General features: G+C 33.2%; 18 protein-coding genes. 6 read left to right on the top strand and 12 right to left on the bottom strand.

All coding sequences use genetic code 11. The features are described 5' to 3' along the window. Nucleotides 1–155: 155 nt before the first annotated feature. The 8 genes from SD960_RS14655 to SD960_RS14620 form a co-directional block, all read right to left on the bottom strand. Entirely contained in the window at nucleotides 156–902 is a 747-nt protein-coding gene (locus SD960_RS14655) for a tetratricopeptide repeat protein (protein WP_318804288.1), read from the bottom strand. A gap of 188 nt (nucleotides 903–1090) precedes the next feature. Continuing rightward, on the bottom strand, nucleotides 1091–2839 hold the full coding sequence (locus tag SD960_RS14650) for a BatD family protein (RefSeq protein ID WP_318804286.1): 1749 nt from the start codon (nucleotides 2837–2839) through the stop codon (nucleotides 1091–1093). 131 nt (nucleotides 2840–2970) lie between these two features. Next, the gene (locus tag SD960_RS14645; protein ID WP_318804284.1) at nucleotides 2971–3747 is read right to left on the bottom strand and encodes a tetratricopeptide repeat protein; all 777 of its coding nucleotides are present in this window, start codon (nucleotides 3745–3747) and stop codon (nucleotides 2971–2973) included. A 132-nt stretch (nucleotides 3748–3879) separates the two neighbouring features. Next, the gene (locus SD960_RS14640; protein WP_318804282.1) at nucleotides 3880–4914 is read right to left on the bottom strand and encodes a VWA domain-containing protein; all 1035 of its coding nucleotides are present in this window, start codon (nucleotides 4912–4914) and stop codon (nucleotides 3880–3882) included. Between the two features lie 51 nt (nucleotides 4915–4965). Beyond that, nucleotides 4966–5967 (bottom strand): VWA domain-containing protein, encoded by a 1002-nt coding sequence (locus SD960_RS14635; protein WP_318804280.1) that lies wholly within the window; start codon nucleotides 5965–5967, stop codon nucleotides 4966–4968. Then, a complete protein-coding gene (locus SD960_RS14630; RefSeq protein WP_318804279.1) occupies nucleotides 5967–7601 on the bottom strand; it encodes a hypothetical protein in 1635 nt (544 codons plus the stop codon). Before SD960_RS14630 ends, SD960_RS14635 begins: the two co-directional genes overlap by 1 nt. A gap of 155 nt (nucleotides 7602–7756) precedes the next feature. Beyond that, nucleotides 7757–8620 carry a DUF58 domain-containing protein gene (locus tag SD960_RS14625; RefSeq protein ID WP_302093882.1) on the bottom strand — a complete coding sequence of 288 codons (864 nt, stop codon included), beginning with the start codon at nucleotides 8618–8620 and terminating at the stop codon, nucleotides 7757–7759. 96 nt (nucleotides 8621–8716) lie between these two features. Continuing rightward, a complete protein-coding gene (locus SD960_RS14620; protein ID WP_007807095.1) occupies nucleotides 8717–9721 on the bottom strand; it encodes an AAA family ATPase in 1005 nt (334 codons plus the stop codon). Nucleotides 9722–9945: 224 nt separating this feature from the next. Between SD960_RS14620 and SD960_RS14615 the strand changes: the two genes are divergently transcribed. The 4 genes from SD960_RS14615 (at nucleotide 9946) to SD960_RS14600 (ending at nucleotide 13671) form a co-directional block, all read left to right on the top strand. Then, complete coding sequence (locus SD960_RS14615) at nucleotides 9946–10821, top strand: aldo/keto reductase (protein WP_318804273.1); 876 nt, start codon at nucleotides 9946–9948, stop codon at nucleotides 10819–10821. 15 nt (nucleotides 10822–10836) lie between these two features. Next, the gene (locus tag SD960_RS14610) at nucleotides 10837–11325 is read left to right on the top strand and encodes a GNAT family protein (protein WP_318804272.1); all 489 of its coding nucleotides are present in this window, start codon (nucleotides 10837–10839) and stop codon (nucleotides 11323–11325) included. 104 nt (nucleotides 11326–11429) lie between these two features. Further along, on the top strand, nucleotides 11430–12185 hold the full coding sequence (locus SD960_RS14605) for an SDR family NAD(P)-dependent oxidoreductase (protein ID WP_318804271.1): 756 nt from the start codon (nucleotides 11430–11432) through the stop codon (nucleotides 12183–12185). A gap of 334 nt (nucleotides 12186–12519) precedes the next feature. Beyond that, entirely contained in the window at nucleotides 12520–13671 is a 1152-nt protein-coding gene (locus SD960_RS14600; RefSeq protein ID WP_318804270.1) for an ATP-binding protein, read from the top strand. Nucleotides 13672–13763: 92 nt separating this feature from the next. Here the strand turns inward: SD960_RS14600 and SD960_RS14595 are convergent, their stop codons facing one another. The 3 genes from SD960_RS14595 to SD960_RS14585 form a co-directional block, all read right to left on the bottom strand. Further along, complete coding sequence (locus tag SD960_RS14595) at nucleotides 13764–14072, bottom strand: hypothetical protein (RefSeq protein WP_318804268.1); 309 nt, start codon at nucleotides 14070–14072, stop codon at nucleotides 13764–13766. Between the two features lie 10 nt (nucleotides 14073–14082). Further along, nucleotides 14083–14559, bottom strand: coding sequence for a DUF6932 family protein (locus tag SD960_RS14590; RefSeq protein WP_318804266.1), 477 nt, complete (start codon nucleotides 14557–14559; stop codon nucleotides 14083–14085). An 82-nt stretch (nucleotides 14560–14641) separates the two neighbouring features. Further along, nucleotides 14642–15385 carry a DUF3298 and DUF4163 domain-containing protein gene (locus SD960_RS14585; protein ID WP_318804265.1) on the bottom strand — a complete coding sequence of 248 codons (744 nt, stop codon included), beginning with the start codon at nucleotides 15383–15385 and terminating at the stop codon, nucleotides 14642–14644. A gap of 69 nt (nucleotides 15386–15454) precedes the next feature. On the opposite strand from SD960_RS14585, the gene SD960_RS14580 reads away from it, so the two are divergent. Next, nucleotides 15455–16633, top strand: a complete 1179-nt coding sequence (locus SD960_RS14580) for a cystathionine gamma-synthase (protein WP_318804264.1) — start codon at nucleotides 15455–15457, stop codon at nucleotides 16631–16633. Between the two features lie 81 nt (nucleotides 16634–16714). On the opposite strand, the gene SD960_RS14575 is transcribed toward SD960_RS14580, so the two are convergent. Beyond that, on the bottom strand, nucleotides 16715–17506 hold the full coding sequence (locus SD960_RS14575) for a THC0290_0291 family protein (protein WP_318804263.1): 792 nt from the start codon (nucleotides 17504–17506) through the stop codon (nucleotides 16715–16717). A gap of 322 nt (nucleotides 17507–17828) precedes the next feature. Between SD960_RS14575 and gdhA the strand changes: the two genes are divergently transcribed. Further along, entirely contained in the window at nucleotides 17829–19172 is a 1344-nt protein-coding gene (gdhA, locus tag SD960_RS14570; protein ID WP_318804262.1) for an NADP-specific glutamate dehydrogenase, read from the top strand. Nucleotides 19173–19276: the final 104 nt, after the last annotated feature.

Raw genomic sequence — 19276 nt, 5'->3', positions numbered from 1 at the left:
CAGTGCGTGTACGCAATCTTTGTTGATATGCTGGGTGTAGACGCACTGCTGTGCGTCTCTACAATTTGCGGGGTGAAGGATTGAAAACAAAAAAACCAAATCCCAAGCTATAACAATTGGAATTTGGGATTTTTTTATTTGAATTTTAAAATTTTCTACTTTACTTCTTTAATGGTCAAAGAATCAATCCAGCCTTCTGTTCCGTCTGTTAATTCTATTTTTTTCCATTGTCCTAAAGTTTCAATAACGTAAACTTTTGCACCTTCATGTAATAAGAAAATAGCCGATCCTGCTTTTTGAGGTTCACTTCGCACTTCGCTAACTTCAGCAAAAACAATTGCCGGGCGATCGTTGTCATAATGATCTTTTTCGGCCATTCCGGCAGCGATACTTAAACCTAAAGCAATCAGGAAAACAAACATTCCGATGAAATAAATTCTTTTTGAAACCGTAAGCTGAGAAAAATAATAGCCAATAAAACTTAGCAAGAAAGCAAAAGCAATTCCAACCGAAATTACCGCCCAGGTATTATAGGTAAAAATGCCCGTAAAATTCTGAATCAGTTTTGCGAAACCTACTTTTGGAACTTCTTTGATTTCGTCAATAGTTAATTTTTTGGCGAATCTCAAATTGTTTAAAATTTCAGCATCATTTGGTTTTAAAACCAAAGCTTTCTCATAATTGTAAATAGAAGGCGCTACTTTGTTCAGTTTATAATAAGCATTAGCCAAATTAAAATATAACTCAGCAGATTGCTGCTTGTCTTCTTTAATAACGCTTTCGTACTCCTGAACCGCTTCCTTATATTGGGCTTTTTGGTAAAAAGCATTCCCTTTTTCAAAGCCGTTTTGAGCAAAGAAAACCTGAGAGATTAATAAAAAGAGATATAGTATGTTTTTCATTTGTTTCTATTTTTCATTTGTCAAGCTGAGCGGAGTCGAAGCTCAATTAAATCTCGACTCCGCTCGATTTGACAATAACAATATTTTTATGTTTAAGAAGTTTCAAAACTTTGCGAACTTAAAATCAACACAATCAAAATCACTTTTTCTTAGCGCACTTTGCGGTAAAATTAACGTCGCGGTTAAAACTAAACGATTTGTTTTTCTAATTCCGAAATAATCAAAACAGCCTTATCATAATCCTGCTGAATCGAAGCGCTAGAAGCCGGAGCATAACGTGCATATTCGCAGTTTTCTGTTAAAACAATAAAACTTTGAACCGTTTCCGGATTTGCATTTCTCGACAATAATAATTCGCGAATATTGTCTTTGCTCATTTCCGAGGTTTCAATATGCAATTTCGCTTTTAGGAAATTGTGCATTGCTTTTTCCAATGCAATATAAAACGGCTCTTTATTGTTAAGCTGTTTCTTGGCTTCAGATAAATATTTCTTTGCCAATTTATTGTTCATTTTGATTCTGTTTCCTGTAACGTCACTATCAATCGCTTCTTTTTTCTTCTTAGCTAAGATAATAATTGGTAAAATCACAAAAGGCAGGAACAATAGCGTATAATATAAATTGGAACCGTAAAAATCATCTTTGGCAATCGAAACCAGATTGGTTTTTGATTTTATGTATTTAAATTGTTCTGTTTTCGAAATCACATTTTTTGACGCGCTTGCTGTTGCATTTGCTTCCGCCTGCATTGGTCCGTCGAGAACATCAATCATAATTTCCGGAGAATTTATGGTTTTATAAGAGCCGGAATTCAAATCAAAGTATGAAAACTGCATTGCTTTTATGGCATATTTTCCTTTGTATTGCGGAATAATAGTGTACTTGTCTGAGATTTTTCCAGACATTCCAGACAATGTTGTGGTTACTTTTTCGTCATGAACAGGATCATACATTTCAAGTGCATTTGGCACCACCGGTTTTGGTAAAGTAAACAATTTCATGTTTCCGCTTCCACTGGCACTTACATATAAATCAAGACTTTCGCCACTTTTTAAAGTTGTTCTTGATGGTGTAACCGTAAAATTAAATTTACCAACTGCCCCACTAAATCCTTCCGGTTTAGTAGCTTCAGGAAGAGGTCTTACATTAATAGTTTTTGCTCCGGCCGAAACTATTTTATTATCATCAGATAAAATCATTTGCCCAAACATATCACGGCGATTTGTAGGCAATTGAACACCAATGTCTAACGAAAGCGGTTCAATGGTTAATCGACCTGATTTTTGAGGGTATAAGATGGTTTTTTTCAAGACTACAAAATAACATCTCTGACCTTGATAAGTTCCTTCTTCGATCTTTAATTGTTTGATGTCAATATTTTGATTCCAGAAATCATTGTATTTTGGTTTTGCCAGTTCTTTAAAACCGGTAACACCAATGTTATTAAAGTATAATTTATAAACTACCGTAATAGGTTCGTTCAAGTAAGGGCTTGTTTTCGAAATTTCGGCAACAAGATTTAAAGTTTCGCTTCCGGAACCTTGTGGTCTGTCATTCGGATCCCTTTCTTCGGCAACAGCATTGGTAACAACAATCTTTATAGGTGCTGTTTTGTAGATTTGCCCATTAAACTCAATTGTGGCCTGTTTAATAGTTACAGTCCCTTTTTGCGCAGGCTGTAAAATATAAGAGTAAATTTTTTGAAAAGAACTTCGGCCATTAATCCACGATTGACTTACTTGCTGACTTGGTCCTGCAACCACTCTAAATCCTTCAAAATTTGGCTGGTCAAAGTTATCTCCATCAACATTCATAATAAAGTCAATACGAAGTCTTTCGTTAAGTCCAAGCGTGTTTTTGCTTACTTTGGCTTCAAATTGAACTTGAGCCATAAGCCCCTGAAAAGTGAATAGTAATAGAATTAAATATCTTTTCATTAATTGTTTCAGTTTTGTTTAACTGTTTAATTGTTAATTTGTTTAATCGTTTTTTTTAATGTTTTATTGCTTAGTCGTTAAAGTTGTTATCAAATTAACAGTTAAACGAATAAACGGTTAACCATAAAAAACTACCAGTCTTTTTCTGTTTTTCTAGGATTGCCTTTTACTTTTTGAGCATTTACCTTATCCTGAATTTTCTTTTCTTCGTTATTTACGGCATCTAATAAATTCTGAACACGTTCTTTTGAAATTCCGCCAGGCTGTGGTTTTGGTTCTCCTTTATTGTCAGACTTGTCGTCTTTCTTCGGATCATTTTTACCATCTTTTTTATCCTTGTCTTTATCTCCTTTGTCGTCTTTTTTGTCCTTATCTTTATCTTTGTCCTTGTTTTTGTCTTTATCCTTGTCCTTATCTTTATTTTTATCCTTGTCTTTGTCCTTATCCTTATTTTTGTCTTTGTTTTTATCGTTTTTAGGAGGATTTTCTTTTAGCTTTTGTTTGGCGTAGGCATAGTTGTAACGCGTTTCATCATCCGTCGGGTCATTACGCAATGCTTGTTTGTAAGCTTCAACTGCCTGCGTATAATCTTTCTCTTTCATAAAAACATTTCCTAAGTTATGATAGGCTTTATGTTTGTCAGATTTTGATTTGGAATTTTTAATTGCTTTTGCATAAGCCAATTTAGCTTCAGACGCCTGATTTTGTCTGTAAATTGTATTTCCTAAGTTATAAGAAGCAACACCGCGTTTTGCGAATTTTGATTCCGAAATTCTATAATTTGCCTCAGCATCAACAAATTTATTCTGCTTATATTCTTCATTACCTTCAGGCAATGTTTTATCTTTTTCCTGAGCCGAAACCGCCAAGGAAACCGTTAGTAAAATATAAAGAAGTAAATTTTTCATTCTAATTTTTTATGTTTTTTATTTGCCGCGAATTGCACTAATTATCACTAATTAGTTACTTGTGTCTGAATTTTTCGAATACTTATTAATAATTTTATTCGTGTAAATTCGTGTAATTAGTGGCGAACTTTATTATTTCTTTTCGTTAAATAAATTCAACTCTTTAATCCAGTTTGTTTTTCTTTCCAAAAGGAAAATGTCTACAAATAACAATAAGAATCCTAAACCAAGAAACCACTGAAACTGCGATTGAAAATCGGCCATTTGTGTAGCTTCAAATTCTGTTTTCTGAATATTATTCAATGCATTTTTAATATAATCTAAAACCTCTTTGGTGTTTCCGCCATAAACATATCCGCCTTTTGTTGCTTTGGCGATTGCTTTTAGGCCTTCCTGATTCAGTTTTGTAATAACAGTTTGTCCGTTTTGATCTTTCTGGTAATTTCTTATTATACCATTTTCCCTTAACGGAATAGTTCCTCCTTTTTCAGTTCCAATACCAATCGTAATGATTTTCATTCCCAATTTATTGGCTTCTTCCGCAGCGGCTGAAGCACCTTCAGAATGATCTTCTCCATCAGAAATCAAAATCAGTAATTTGCTGGTTTTGCTCTTTTCATCGAAATAAGTCGATGATAATCTGATAGCCTCGTCAAGCGAAGTTCCTTGAGATGAAACCATATCCGGAGTCATACTTTGCAGGAACATTTTGGCGACGCTGTAATCGGATGTAATTGGCAAAACCGGGAAGGCACTTCCTGCATAAGCCACAATTCCAATTCTGTCGCTTCCAAGATTATTAATAATTTGCGAAACCAATTGTTTACTTTTCTCTAAACGGCTTGGTGCAACATCTTCTGCAAGCATACTTTTAGAAACATCGACTGCAAAAACAATATCAATACCTTCACGTTTTACGGTTTCCATCTTGGTTCCAATCTTCGGATTTACCAATCCGATAATGATACAGGCAAGTGCCAAAAGCAAAACAGATAATTTCAATACAGGTTTAAAAACAGAACTTTCAGGGCTTAGTTTTTTCACCATTTCAATATCACCAAATTCACGTTGTTTTTTTCTTTTCCAATACAAGTTGAAAAAGAAAATACACACCACAATTGGCAGTAAGAACAAAAGGTATAAATATTTTTTTTCGTCTAATTCCATTTTAAATTTTAGATTTCTGAATTTAGATTTTAGATTTTTTTAAATCGAAAATCAAATAAAGCTTTTGTAAACTGTATTTCTTAAACCCACTTCCAGTAATAGTAAAAACGCTGCGAGTAAAACAAAAGGTCTGTATTTTTCGTCGTAATCGTAGAATTTTAATTCCTGGATTTCAGTGGTTTCTAATTTATTAATTGCGCTGTAAATCTGCGCTAACCTGTCGTTGCTTGTTGCTCTAAAATAAGTTCCGTCTGTTTTACGGGCAATACTTTTCATTAATTGCTCGTCGATTTCTACTTTTTGATTTTTGAATAAAAATCCGCCGTTTGGAGCATATGCATAGGGAGACAAAGCCATTCCGTTACTTCCCAAACCAATTGTGTATACTTTTATTCCATATTGTTTTGCGATATCAGCAGCTGTTTCAGGCTCGATAAAACCGGCATTATTAACACCATCGGTCATTAAAATGACTACTCTGCTTTTTGCTTTGCTGTCTTTAAGGCGATTTACTGCAGTTGCCAATCCCATTCCGATTCCCGTTCCGTCTTGTAACAGATTATCGTATTTGATTTCTTTTATCGCCTCGAGAATGATTGGTTTGTCGCTCGTTACCGGAGTTTTTGTATATGCTTCAGAAGCGTATAAAACCAATCCAATTCTGTCATTTGGTCTTTCTTCAACGAAATCTGCAGCTACTCTTTTTAAAGCTTCCATACGGTTTGGCTTTAAATCTTTGGCCAGCATACTTCCGGAAACGTCAATTGCTATTACAATGTCAATTCCTTTAGTCGTTTTTGTCTGATTGCTAATGTCAACCGTTCTTGGTCGTGCCAAAGCAATAATCAAAGAACATAAAGCAATAATCCTGAAAACATATAAACAAGGTTTTAGTTTTGTCCAAAATGACTCGCTGTTTTTAAAACCCTGAGTTGAACTCATTTTTAACGTAGCCGATTGCTGGTTGCGTTTCCAGAAAAACCAAGCAATTGCAATTGGAATTAAAAGAAACAACCAAAAAAATTCCGGATTTAAAAAAGTTATTTTATTCATTAGTTACTCGCTTTTCTAAGTTCAACAGAATTTAAAATTCGGGTTGCAATATCGTTTCCGTATGTGTCGCCTTCTTCATGCAAAATCATAATTTGTTGTAATCCCTGATCTTGTTTGAATAATAAAATTTCGTAATATGCTTTTGCACTTGTTTTATCAACCGGATTTAATATTGTCATTGTTCCGTATCCTTTTAATCCCTGAACACCTTCATTGGTTTGGAAATCTTCTTGTTTTACAATGATATTTTGTCCGCCCTGTGCTTCAATTATTTTTAAAGTTCCTTCTAAAGTTTTTGCCAAGTCAAGTTCTACGGGATTTTTGAATTTACTTGTAGAAACCGTAATGTAAAAATTATCAATCATGCTTCCGTATGCAAAAAGCTGCATTTCCTTAATCAAGGCCATTGCCTCTTTTGGAAGTGCTTTTTGAGTATCCATACGTTTTAAAACTTTTGGAGTTTCAATTAAAACGCCTGGATTTCCGTATTCACTTTTCACCCATTCTCCTTCTAATAATTCTTTGGTTTTATGACCAATTACATTATCTTTTACGTATTTGAAACCTTTTGTAGCAATGAAAAAAGTTGTTGTTGCAGCCAATAAAAAGACAACTGTACCTACAGCAATTGCAATACGTTTGTTGCGTTTTTTCTGTAATTGCAGTTTGATTTGCTTTTGTCTCTGAGCTTCATTCAATAACTGATCTTCTATTTCCTCAGGAACTTCAGTCGGAATTGCATTATCCAGCGTTAAAATTACCTTTTGGATTTTATTTCTGTCATCAGTAATTTCAAAATCAAGCGGTTTCGATTTTGCGAATTTCACTAAATCGGCCTGACGTAAAACGCGTTCCAGATTTTCAACTGTTTCCGGCGTTAAAGTCATTTTCTTCTTAGTAGAAGCCAATCTAATTGCCTGAATCAATTCAGAAGTGGTACTTTCCATTGCCGGAATATGAATTGCTTCTTCAATATAATTACGGGCAATATCCGTTAATTCACTATAGTATTCTTTTATTTCACCTTTTTGAACCAGTTCTTTTTGCTCCAGATTGTTTAGCAAACTTGTTGCTTTTTCAATTGGTGTTTTATAAACTTCTTCTTCGATTTTTTTCTGTTGGCGCTTTTTGACGAACCAATAAACAAAAACACCAATTCCGATAATAACAAGTACAAGTAAAACATAAATCCACCAGTCGCCAATACCGTTATCAACAGCGGTAATGTCTTTGATGTCGTACATTTTTTGCTGTAATGTATCAACTTTTATATTATTAACTTCAACTCGAATTGAATCGGACGAAAAAGGTTTTTTATCAATTAAAATTTTAATGCTCGGAATGGTATATTTTCCTGAATCAAATTGCGTTAAACCATATTTTTTGATCAATTCATACGTGTCATTTTTCTTAACTGTGTCAATTGGATACGACTGAATTACTTCAAGCGAACCAATGTTTTTTAGTTTAGGAAAAACAACTTTCGATTTTGAACTTACAACCGTTTTAAGTGTCAACTTAAATTCGGCGCCAATTTTATTTTTTGTAGTATCGATACTTGTCTCAATCTGTTTTTGCTGGGCAAAAATAGAGGAGGAAAGCAAAAATAAAAATATGTAAAACTTTAATTTCATTTGATTTTGTTTTCAGATTTTAGTCTAAAACGAATGCTTAAATATAGAACGCGGATGACGCTGATTTAAACGGATTTTTATTTTTAATTTGGCAGAAATAAGTTAATCGATTTTCAAAAAATCTAAATCTAAAATCTGCAATCTAAAATTTATATTTATCTTGATTTGAAATATCCCAATAATTTGGTCACGTAATTTTCGTCAACTCTTGTGTTTACAACGCCTGCGCCAGATTTACTAAAAATATCCTTGAAATAATTGACTCTTTCCTGATAGTGTTTTTCGTAATTCATTCGTACTGATTTCGAACCCGTGTCAACCAGTTGTACTTTTCCGGTTTCGGCGTCAAGCATGCTGACCATTCCTAAATTTGGGATTTTTTCTTCGCGGATATCATAAACGCGAACTCCTGTAATATCGTGTTTTTTTGAAGCAATTTTTAATGTTTGCTCATAATTTTCAGACATGAAATCGGAAATAACAAAAACGATCGCTTTCTTTTTTTGGGTTCCCGATAAAAACTTTAAAGCAGCACCAACATCGGTTTTGTTACTTTTTGGTTCAAATTCGATTAATTCACGAATGATTCTTAAAACGTGCGAACGCCCTTTTTTCGGTGGAATGTATAATTCAACATTATCAGAAAATAATATTAAACCAATTTTATCATTATTTTGTGTAGCCGAAAAAGCCATCGTTGCCGCAATTTCGGTGACGATGTCTTTTTTAAACTGACTTTTTGAACCAAACCCTTCAGAACCCGAAATATCTACCATTAACATCATGGTTAATTCGCGTTCTTCTTCAAAAACTTTTACGTGGGCTTCGTTATAGCGTGCGGTTACATTCCAATCGATGTTACGAATATCATCGCCATATTGGTATTGACGCACTTCGCTAAAAGTCATCCCGCGTCCTTTAAATGAAGAATGGTATTCACCGGAAAAGATATGATTGCTCAGTCTTTTGGTTTTGATTTCTATTTTCCGTACTTTTTTTAAAAGCTCTTTTGTATCCATTTTTTCGGATTGCAGATTTTAGATTATAGATTTTAGATTGAAATTTAGATTGCTGAATTTTAAATCTAAAATCAGCAATCTAAAATCTAAAATTTTTTAAGGTACTTCAATCTCGTTTACGATTTTGTTGATAATGTCTACAGAAGTAATGTTTTCGGCTTCAGCCTCATACGTTATCCCAACTCTGTGACGTAAAACATCGTGTACAACTGCACGAACATCCTCCGGAATTACATATCCACGACGTTTGATGAAAGCATAACATTTTGCTGCATTGGCAAGGTTGATACTTCCACGTGGCGATGCTCCAAAACTAATAAGAGGTTTTAAGTCTGCCAGTTTGTATTTTTCTGGGTAACGAGTAGCAAAGATGATATCTAAGATATATTTTTCAATTTTTTCGTCCATGTAAACTTCACGAACAGCTTCTTGCGCACGCAAAATTTGTTCTACAGAAACTACCGGATTTACTTTTTCGTAAGATCCTTTTAAGTTTTGACGAATTACGAAACGCTCTTCATCAATTTTTGGGTAATCAATTACTGTTTTCAACATAAAACGGTCGACTTGTGCTTCAGGAAGTTGGTATGTTCCTTCTTGCTCAACAGGGTTTTGAGTTGCCAATACTAAAAACGGACGGTCTAATTTGAAAGTTGTGTCGCCAATAGTAACTTGTTTTTCCTGCATCGCCTCTAATAAAGCAGATTGAACCTTTGCCGGAGCACGGTTAATCTCGTCTGCAAGTACGAAATTGGCAAAAATTGGTCCTTTCTTGATAGAAAATTCGTTTGCCTTGATGTTGTAAATCATCGTTCCGACAACGTCGGCAGGTAATAAGTCGGGAGTAAACTGGATACGGCTGAAAGAACCTTGTACCGCTTGAGACAACGTATTTATCGCTAAAGTTTTGGCTAGCCCGGGAACACCTTCTAATAAAATATGCCCTTGTCCTAAAAGTCCGATTAATAGACGCTCGACCATATGTTTCTGGCCCACAATAACTTTGTTCATTTCCATTGTAAGAAGGTCTATAAAAGCACTTTCTCTTTCAATTTTTTCATTTATCGCTCTAATGTCTAAAGTCGTTGTATTTTCTTCCATATAAATATTTTTAAAACCTATTTTAAAACGCTGATTTTTATGTCTAACTTTTGAGAGTGCAAATTGAATATTTTTTGAGAAGTAAGATGTTAAAGAATGGTTAAAACTTCGACCAAAGACCTAATTTTAAGGACGAATTGGGAATCTATTTTTATATTTTTAAGAACTTTGGTCGATATGTTTTATTAAAGCATATTTATTACCAAAAATAACGCAATAAAACCATGAGCAAAACAGCATTATCGCCCATAATTTCGGGCACTATGAATTGGGGAGTATGGGATAAAAACCTTACAAATAAAGAAATGGAAAACATGATACAAATTTGTATCGAAAACAAAATTACCACTTTTGATCACGCCGATATTTACGGAGATTATACCACCGAAGCAGATTTTGGAAAAGCATTTCACGCCAGCAAGATTTCACGCGACAAATTACAGTTAATTACCAAGTGCGGAATTCAGATGATTGCCGAAAAACGTCCGGAGAACAAAATCAAACATTATGAATATTCGAAAGAGTATATTATTTGGTCGGCTGAGGAATCTCTTAAGAAATTAAAAACAGATTTTATTGATGTTTTTTTATTGCACAGACCAAGTCCGTTAATGCAGGCAGATGAAATTGCTGAAGCCGTGGAAAAATTAAAATCACAAGGAAAAATTATTGATTTTGGACTTTCTAATTTTACCAGTTCTCAAACCGAATTAATTCGTTCAAAAACAGAAGTGAGCTATAATCAGGTGCAATTTTCTGCAACTCATTATGAAGCAATGACTGACGGAAGTTTAGATTATATGCAAACGCACAAAATTTGTCCGTTGTCGTGGAATCCGCTTGGAACTGTTTTTAGAGAAGATACCAAGAAAACACGTCGTTTAAAAAAATTACTTTCAGAACTGGTTCAAAAATACAGTTTTGGTTCTGATACACTTTTATTGGCCTGGATTTTAAAGCATCCTGCGAAAGTTGTTCCAATTGCAGGAACGGTTAATATTGCGAGAATTCAATCTTTGATGAAAGCAGTTGAATTAGAAATGGATAAAGAAGACTGGTTTGCAATCTGGACAGAAAGTATGGGAGATGATGTGCCTTAAGAAAACATTCTGAAAATGATACGCCTCGAAAAATTTGATAAAAAGTTTTATTCTGAATTGATCAATTCTATCAAAAATGCAAAAGATTTAATGCAATTTGGTGGTCCTGAATTTTCTTTTCCCCTAACGGATGAACAAATTGATAAGACACTTTCTGATGAAAACAGAATTGCTTTTAGAGTTGCCAATATTTCTGATGGAACTACTATCGGACATTGCGAAATTTATTTTAAAGATGATTCTGCAAAATTGGGTCGAATCCTGATTATGGATGAAAACCAAAGAGGAAAAGGAATTGGTGAACAAATGGTGATTTTATTACTAAATTTTCTTCTTGAAAACAGAAAAGAACGCAATATTGAATTGAATGTTTTCGATTTTAATATTGGCGCTATAAAATGCTATGAAAAAGTTGGTTTCAGAATAAATCCTGATAAAAAGTTGCTTAGAGAAGTTGATGGCGAAACCTGGACAGCGTTGAATATGGTGTTGAATTTAGAATAATGGAAAAATAAAAATTGAAATTATTTGCCACAGATTAAAAGATTCTCACTGATTTAAAAATCAATTTAATCCTTTAATCTGTGGCAAAAAACAAAAATATAAAAATGAAAAAAACAGTTTTAATTACTGGTGCCACAAGTGGAATTGGAAAAGCCACTGCACAAATAATGGCAAAAAATAACTATAAAATTATCCTCTGCGGAAGACGTAAAGAACGTTTAGAAGAACTTGAAAAAGAACTTTCGGCTTTTACAGAAGTACATTCCTTAAGTTTTGATGTTCGTGATAAAGAGGCGGTTTTAGAAAACATTAATTCATTACCAGCAGAATTTGCTCAAATTGACGTTTTAATTAATAATGCAGGAAATGCACACGGTTTAGACCCAATTCAAACGGGAGATCTTGACGATTGGGACGCCATGATTGATATCAATGTAAAAGGTCTTTTGTATATTTCAAAAGCTGTGATTCCGCAAATGACGGCTAGAAAATCAGGGCATATTATCAATATTGGTTCAACAGCCGCAAAGGAAGTTTATCCTAACGGAAATGTATATTGCGGAACAAAACATGCCGTTGATGCAATTACAGCCGGAATGCGAATAGATTTGAATCCGTTTGGCATTCGGGTAGGCGCAATTCATCCCGGAATGGTTGAGACAGAGTTTAGCGAAGTCCGTTTTAAAGGCGATGCAGAAAGAGCTTCGAATGTATATAAAGGATTTGATCCGTTGCAGGCAGAAGATATTGCAGATATTATTCATTTTGTGGTTTCAAGACCGTACCATGTTAATATTGCCGATTTGATGGTAATGAGTACGGCGCAGGCATCGTCGACGATTGTGAAAAAGAATATTTAAGTTATATTTTCTGATTTTAAAATTCGTTAAAGAAAGTTACAATATCCAAGTCCCTGAGGGACATCATATTTATAGATTATAAATTTATCCGATAGAACCCCAGCGGGGTGAAATATTTGAATGATTATATAGAAAGTCTAATATCGCTCCGCCGGAGCTCTTTTCAACGCCTTCGTTAATTATCTATAAATATAAATACTCCGCTGGAGCTTTTTATTGTCAATAAAATAATGTAAAATTTTAGACTTCTTAGAAAATTAGATTAATTTAGAAATCTGAAATTCAACAATCTAAGAAGTCTAAAAAATCTAAGCCAGTCTAATATCTAAAAAGCATGATTAACAAACGTCTTTTAATCAAAAACTTACTCGCTCATAATGACGAAAGCAGTTTTTATGATAAAAAAAGACAGCTGAATCTGCACACCCGCGAAGGAAAAGGAAAATTTCTGAAACATATTTGTGCACTTTCAAATTCTAATCCAACTAATAATTCTTATATCGTGGTTGGTGTAGAAGATCAGGACAATGAAATTGTTGGCGACGATTTCTTTGACGATAGCCGAATTCAGAATCTCGTTAATGCTTTTTTAGAAAATCCACCAAAAATTCAATACGAAAACGTCCCATTTCCGAATCTTCCAAAAGACAGAGTAATTGGATTGGTAACCATTAAACCCAAAAACAAAGTTTCTTATTTCAAAAAAGGAATTCATACCATTTTGGCAAATAGTGTTTTTATCAGGCGCGGAAGTAATTCTATTCCGTTTGAAGGTGAAGTCGAAAAAAATTACCAAAATACTGAGACTGTTATTGGAATTGAAAATAGTTCTCGCAACAGTATTCAATATACTCTTGATGGGGTAATAGATTTTATGAATTTCAGGCATAAAGATATGTCGCCCAAATATTATGTTTTTAAAGAATTATTTGTGATTTGCTGGGCGGGCGTTCCTAAAAAATCCCGCGATAAAACCTTTCTTTCCCGTGTTGATATCGAATTAATCAACGAACAAATTAAACTTTTTTACTCAGCTCAGGATGTTGTAACAATTGTTTTTGATGATGATAGTTTTACAATAACCGAATATGTTCCGTTAGGACTAAATGACAAAACGAGTTATTACCCTCTGGAAGAGCAAACGATTCGGTTTTTTGACAACGGTTATTATAAAATCGATCGTAAAATGCTTTTTCAACCGCCAGAATTCAACAGACCAATGCTTTTTCATATCTATAATTCGAATATGGCTTTACTTCAAAAACTACAAAAAGGATCTGTTTTATCGGAACGGGAACTTAAGGATTTAGAAAATCTTCCTTCGACTTTTATGATTTGTTATTTAAATGGCTTTGATGATGCAAAACAAAAATTAATTGATTCGAAATTGCTTTTAAAGCCTTTTTCTCAAGTTTATTTATCTTTTAAAGAAGCTTTGAGGATTTTGAGGAAGATGAAATATGATTTTCAGGAAGGTTCAAAGTAGCAAAGGTTCAAAGCGACAAAGATTTTCCGTAGAGACGCACAGCAGTGCGTCTAACACAAAGTGATTTTTGGATTGTCTTTAACCAGAGTTTATTAAGCGTAATTTTCAATAAATACATTTTCAATTTTTTTTAAGCTATCATTTTCCTCAAATTGTAAATGTCTCATTTCATTATTATAGAATTTTTCAATAAAAAGTTTAATGATGTACATAACTTCAGTTCTATTATCACTATTAGTTAAAAGCTCCTTAACCAAATAATTACTTAATTTTAGTTTTTGGCTCTTATACTGATTTAACATTAAATCAGAATCTGAGTCTCTGTGCAAAATGAGCATCTTATCGACCTTATTTATTTCTTCAATTAAGTCTAAAATATGATATAGCTTGTTATCTTTCATTTGTTGTAAATTAAAATTTTATTTCCAAAAAGCCTTTTGATAATCTGTTTCCTCTAATTCTTCTTGTTTTTGTAAATCGATCCAGCCAATATGCTTTATCACTTACATATCTAAAATTATTAATATGATTTTGTGGATAAACCTCAATGATATAAGCGTCAACGCCATATATAATTTCTGAATTAGGATATTTAAAATTATCTAATTTTGAACCTAATTGAGAAACAATTGTGTGGTCTAAAAATGTTACTAAATCAATATCTCCGGGATTATTCTTTTGTGTTACATACGATCCGTTAATCCATTGATGAAGCTCGTCTAAATTACATACTTTTTTGAAATCCTCATTATATTTAACATAAGCTTCAAAAATTTCTCTTCTTTTGGTAGAGGCAATTTTTAATACAAACTCATTTTCTAACTCTTGAATTGTTGAAGTGATTTTATTATCGGGTACTAGCAGTCCTGATTGATTAAAGGTTAACATATATAAAAAATTAAAACATGCTAAAATGTAAGAAAAGGTTTCTGTTTTAATATTGTTACTTGCTAATTATAATTTATTTTAATCAATGATACTTCAAGTATTTACTAACTTCATCATAAGGGAACAAAATTTCTTTCGGTCCATCGGCATACGAAGCGGCTTCATAAGAGTTGTAATATAAAAGCAATCCTTCTTCTGTATAAAAAATATTTTCGGGCAGATGAAATTTATCATTTTCGAACATTAAGCCAGTTGCATTAATATTTGATTTTGACGGAATTTTGTATTTCTTTCGGAATTCCTTTTCGGCGAAAGCCTTAAATTCTTTTTCATTTTTAAAAATCTGATCATTAAAAATGGTTTTTCCTGTTTTGCTATTAAACAATAAAGAGCGATATCCCTGATATCCGTGAGCACCTCCGGTAAAAGTATAATGATCTAATTTTATATTTATAATTTGGTCAGATTCAAATTCTATATTTCCTTTAATTTTTCCTTCCCATCCAAATGTTTCGTTCGGGAATTTTTCATGCATTTCTTCGTAAGAAGTAATAAATGATTTGGCTAATGTATTGTAATCATTAAGTTTTAGAGGTTCTTCTCCAAAATAAACAATTTCTTTTATTACCAAAAAGAGTTTTTTATTGATACTGTCTGCAACGACAGGAATATTTTTTGCAATAGGAATATCAATCGTAATTTGTGGGCAATCGATTTTACATGGTAAGGTAGATTTTTTTTCAAATGTTTCATTTTCAAATGAAAGCCCCTTGTTACAACTAGTGAATAATAGAAACAAGAAGACTAAAAAACTATACTGTTTCATATCTAAAAGTGTTAATTATATACAAAGGTAAGAAGTTGTGTCAGGATTAGAATAAATTAAACGGTAAATTTGTACTTAGAAAAAGAGTTTAAAAAACCTAACTATATGAAATTCAATACTAAAGTAATACATGGTGGCCAACATCATGATCCAAGTACAGGAGCTGTTATGCCTCCGGTATATCAAACTTCAACTTATATTCAAACAAGCCCGGGACAACCTTTGGGTGATTATGAATATAGCCGTGCATCGAACCCAACTCGTACAGCATTAGAGAATGCTTTGGCAAGTATTGAAAATGGTACTCGCGGATTGGCTTTTTCATCTGGATTGGCAGCAACAGATTGTATTTTGAGAGGATTTAAAGCCGGAGATGAAGTCATTGCAATGGATGATTTATATGGCGGAACTTATAGAATGTTTTCAAGAGTTTATAAAGATTCGGGAATTAAATTTCATTTTGTTGATATGACTGATATTGCAAAATTGAAATCAGTAATCAATGAGAACACAAAATTGATTTGGGTTGAAACACCAACAAATCCTTTAATGAAACTGGCTGATATTGAAGAAATTTCAAAAATCACCAAAGAGAAGAAAATTTGGCTTGCTGTTGATAATACTTTTGCAACGCCTTATTTACAAAAACCTCTTGATTTAGGAGCCGATATTGTAATGCACTCCGCTACAAAGTATTTAGGAGGACATTCTGATGTAATAGCGGGAGCTTTAATTGTAAAAGATGAAGCTTTAGGAGAACAATTGCATTTTCAGCAATTCGCAACCGGAGCGACTCTTGGGCCAATGGATAGTTTTTTGGTTTTAAGAGGAATTAAAACGCTTTCATTAAGAGTTCAAAGACATTGTGAAAATGGCGAAAAAGTGGTTGAATTTTTAAGCAACCATCCAAAAATAAAAACAGTTTATTACCCTGGATTGCCAAGTCATCCATTTCATGAAATTGCAAAGAAGCAAATGAAAGCTTTTGGCGGTATGGTTTCTTTTACATTCGTTTCGGGTAAAAAAGAAGATTCGATTGCGTTTTTAGAGAAACTGAAAGTGTTTACTTTGGCAGAATCTTTAGGTGGTGTTGAATCTTTGGCCAATCATCCGGCTTTGATGACACACGCTTCTATTCCTGCAGATAAGAGAGCTGAAGTTGGTATTACCGACGACCTGGTTCGATTGAGTGTTGGTATTGAAGACGCAGAAGATTTAATTGCTGATATAGAGCAGGCTTTAGCATAAAAATTATCACAAATAAAAAATCCCAAATTCCAATGTTTAATCATTTTGGAATTTGGGATTTTTTTTATTTTGAGATTTAGTTTAGAATTCTAAATACATAATGTATCCTACGTTGAACCAAACCTGAGAATCGTTTGATTTATTTTCTTTATAAATATCTTTATTTGGATTTAAACCATCAACCCAGTCAGAATTAAATCCTTGATAACGAATATCAAACATTAAATCGCTCATTTCGGTTAGTTTATAATGAACTCCAACTCCGGTAACTACAGATAGTACAACTCCGTTTTCACTGGAAAAACCGTAAGGGCGACCATCCGAAGGAGTAAGGTATTTTGCAAAAGTTGTTGAAGGAAGTCCTAATTGACCCAATCTTGATCCTACTTTTGTAGAATAATAACTTGCCTGAAAACCTAAACTTAAATAAGGACTAAAGCTGCCAACTGAGTTTTCGAAGTCATGAATTTTTATAAAAGAAAATTCTAATTGAGAGCCAAGGTTTACTAAGGTTGTACTTCCTTTCATCGCTCTTAGATGTTGGACTAATCCTTTTTGTTTTTCTCTTTCAACCCATTGACCATAATGCTCAAGATTGGTTTTACTAAAAGATAATTCAGATCTAACTTTAAAATGTTCTGTAAAGAAACTTTCTCTGTTATTATTTGCAGAAAAGTTAATAAAGTGAACTAATCCTACACCAAAACCTGAGTTACCAACATTGGTTTCCATATCGTGGCGTTCTCCAAAATCAGATTGAAAAGATACTGGTCCGAATATTATTCCTACTTCTTGTGCTAAATCAGATTGAGCAAAGGCGGTTGTAGTGATTCCTAAAAAGGCGAATAATGTGAGTACTATTGGTTTAAGCATGTTGTTTGGGCTTTCAAATCTTGGCAAATATATAAAAAACATGTACGATTCAAAATATAAAATTAACGTATTAAAAAATAAGTAACAAAATACTTAATTTGTTAACTTTAATTGCGATGATTTGAATTAAATAGAGATGTGGTAAATGCTATATTTAGGAATGTTTGAAAATTATATAATTCATTCTTTAGAATTAAAAAAAATAACATTCGATTGGCATTTTGTTATATCTTTGTCTGTTAAAGCGAAAACGTTTTCTTAAACGTATTTTCTTGTTTATTGTGCTAAAATTTAAATATTTACTTGAATAATTTATTTCAAAATGGAACAAAAAATTAATGAATTTATGGCTCTTGTCGAGTCAAAAAATCCAAACGAGCCAGAATTTCTTCAAGCCGTTAGAGAATTTGCAGAAACAGTAATTCCATTTATTGCAGAGCGAAAAAAATATGATGGAAAAAACTTACTTCTTAGAATTGCTGAGCCAGAACGTTCTATAATTTTTAGAGTTCCATGGGTAGATGACAAAGGAGAAATAATTGTAAACAGAGGTTTTAGAATTCAAATGAACTCTGCAATTGGACCTTATAAAGGCGGAATTAGATTTCACCACACGGTAAACCTGTCTGTTTTAAAATTTCTTGCTTTCGAACAAGTATTTAAAAATAGTTTGACAACACTTCCAATGGGTGGTGGAAAAGGTGGTTCTGATTTTGATCCTGAAGGAAAATCTGATGGTGAAATCATGCGTTTCTGTCAATCGTTTATGACAGAATTATGTCGCCATATCGGACCTGATTTAGATGTGCCTGCCGGAGATATTGGTGTTGGTGCAAGAGAAATTGGATATTTATTTGGTCAATATAAAAGAATAAGAAATGAATTTACTGGCGTTTTAACCGGTAAAGGACTTGCATATGGTGGTTCATTAATTCGTCCTGAAGCTACAGGATACGGAGTTGTTTATTTTACAGATCAAATGTTGCGTACTATCGGACATGAAATTAAAGGTAAAAGAGTAGCAATTTCCGGATTTGGAAATGTGGCTTGGGGAGTTGCTTTAAAAATAAATGAATTAGGCGGGAAAGTAGTTACTATTTCAGGACCTGATGGATACATTTATGATGAAGAAGGAATTTCTGGAGAAAAAATAGAACACATGGTAGAGATGAGAGCAACCGGTGATAATAGAGCCGAAGTTTATACTCAAAAATATCCAAACGCTGTTTTTCATAAAGGAAAAAGTCCTTGGGAAGTAAAAGTTGATATTGCTATTCCGTGTGCTACTCAAAACGAATTGACAGGTGAAGATGCTAAAAAATTGATCGATAATGGTGTTTTATGTGTAACTGAAGCTGCAAATATGCCTTCAACATTAGATGCTATAAAATTATTCCTTGATAATAAAGTTTTATTCGCGCCAGGAAAAGCTGCAAATGCCGGTGGAGTTGCTGCATCTGGTCTTGAAATGACACAAAACTCAATTCGTTTAAACTGGACAAGCGAAGAAGTAGATTTGAGATTAAAAGATATTATGGTTGGAATTCATAACCAATGTAAAAAATACGGAATGGGCGAAGATGGCTATGTAAACTATGTAAAAGGAGCGAACATTGCCGGATTTGTTAAAGTTGCCGATGCTATGCTTGCGCAAGGTGTAGTATAATTTTTTAAATACAATTTTTAAAAGTCTTCATTTTTCGTAAAGAAAAGATGAAGGCTTTTTTTATTTTATAAAACAAATTGGTTAAAGGAATTTACTCAATTTTA

The organism is Flavobacterium sp. MMLR14_040 (genome assembly GCF_033657265.1).
GTDB lineage: Bacteria > Bacteroidota > Bacteroidia > Flavobacteriales > Flavobacteriaceae > Flavobacterium.
This window is presented reverse-complemented; position numbering and strand designations above follow the sequence as displayed.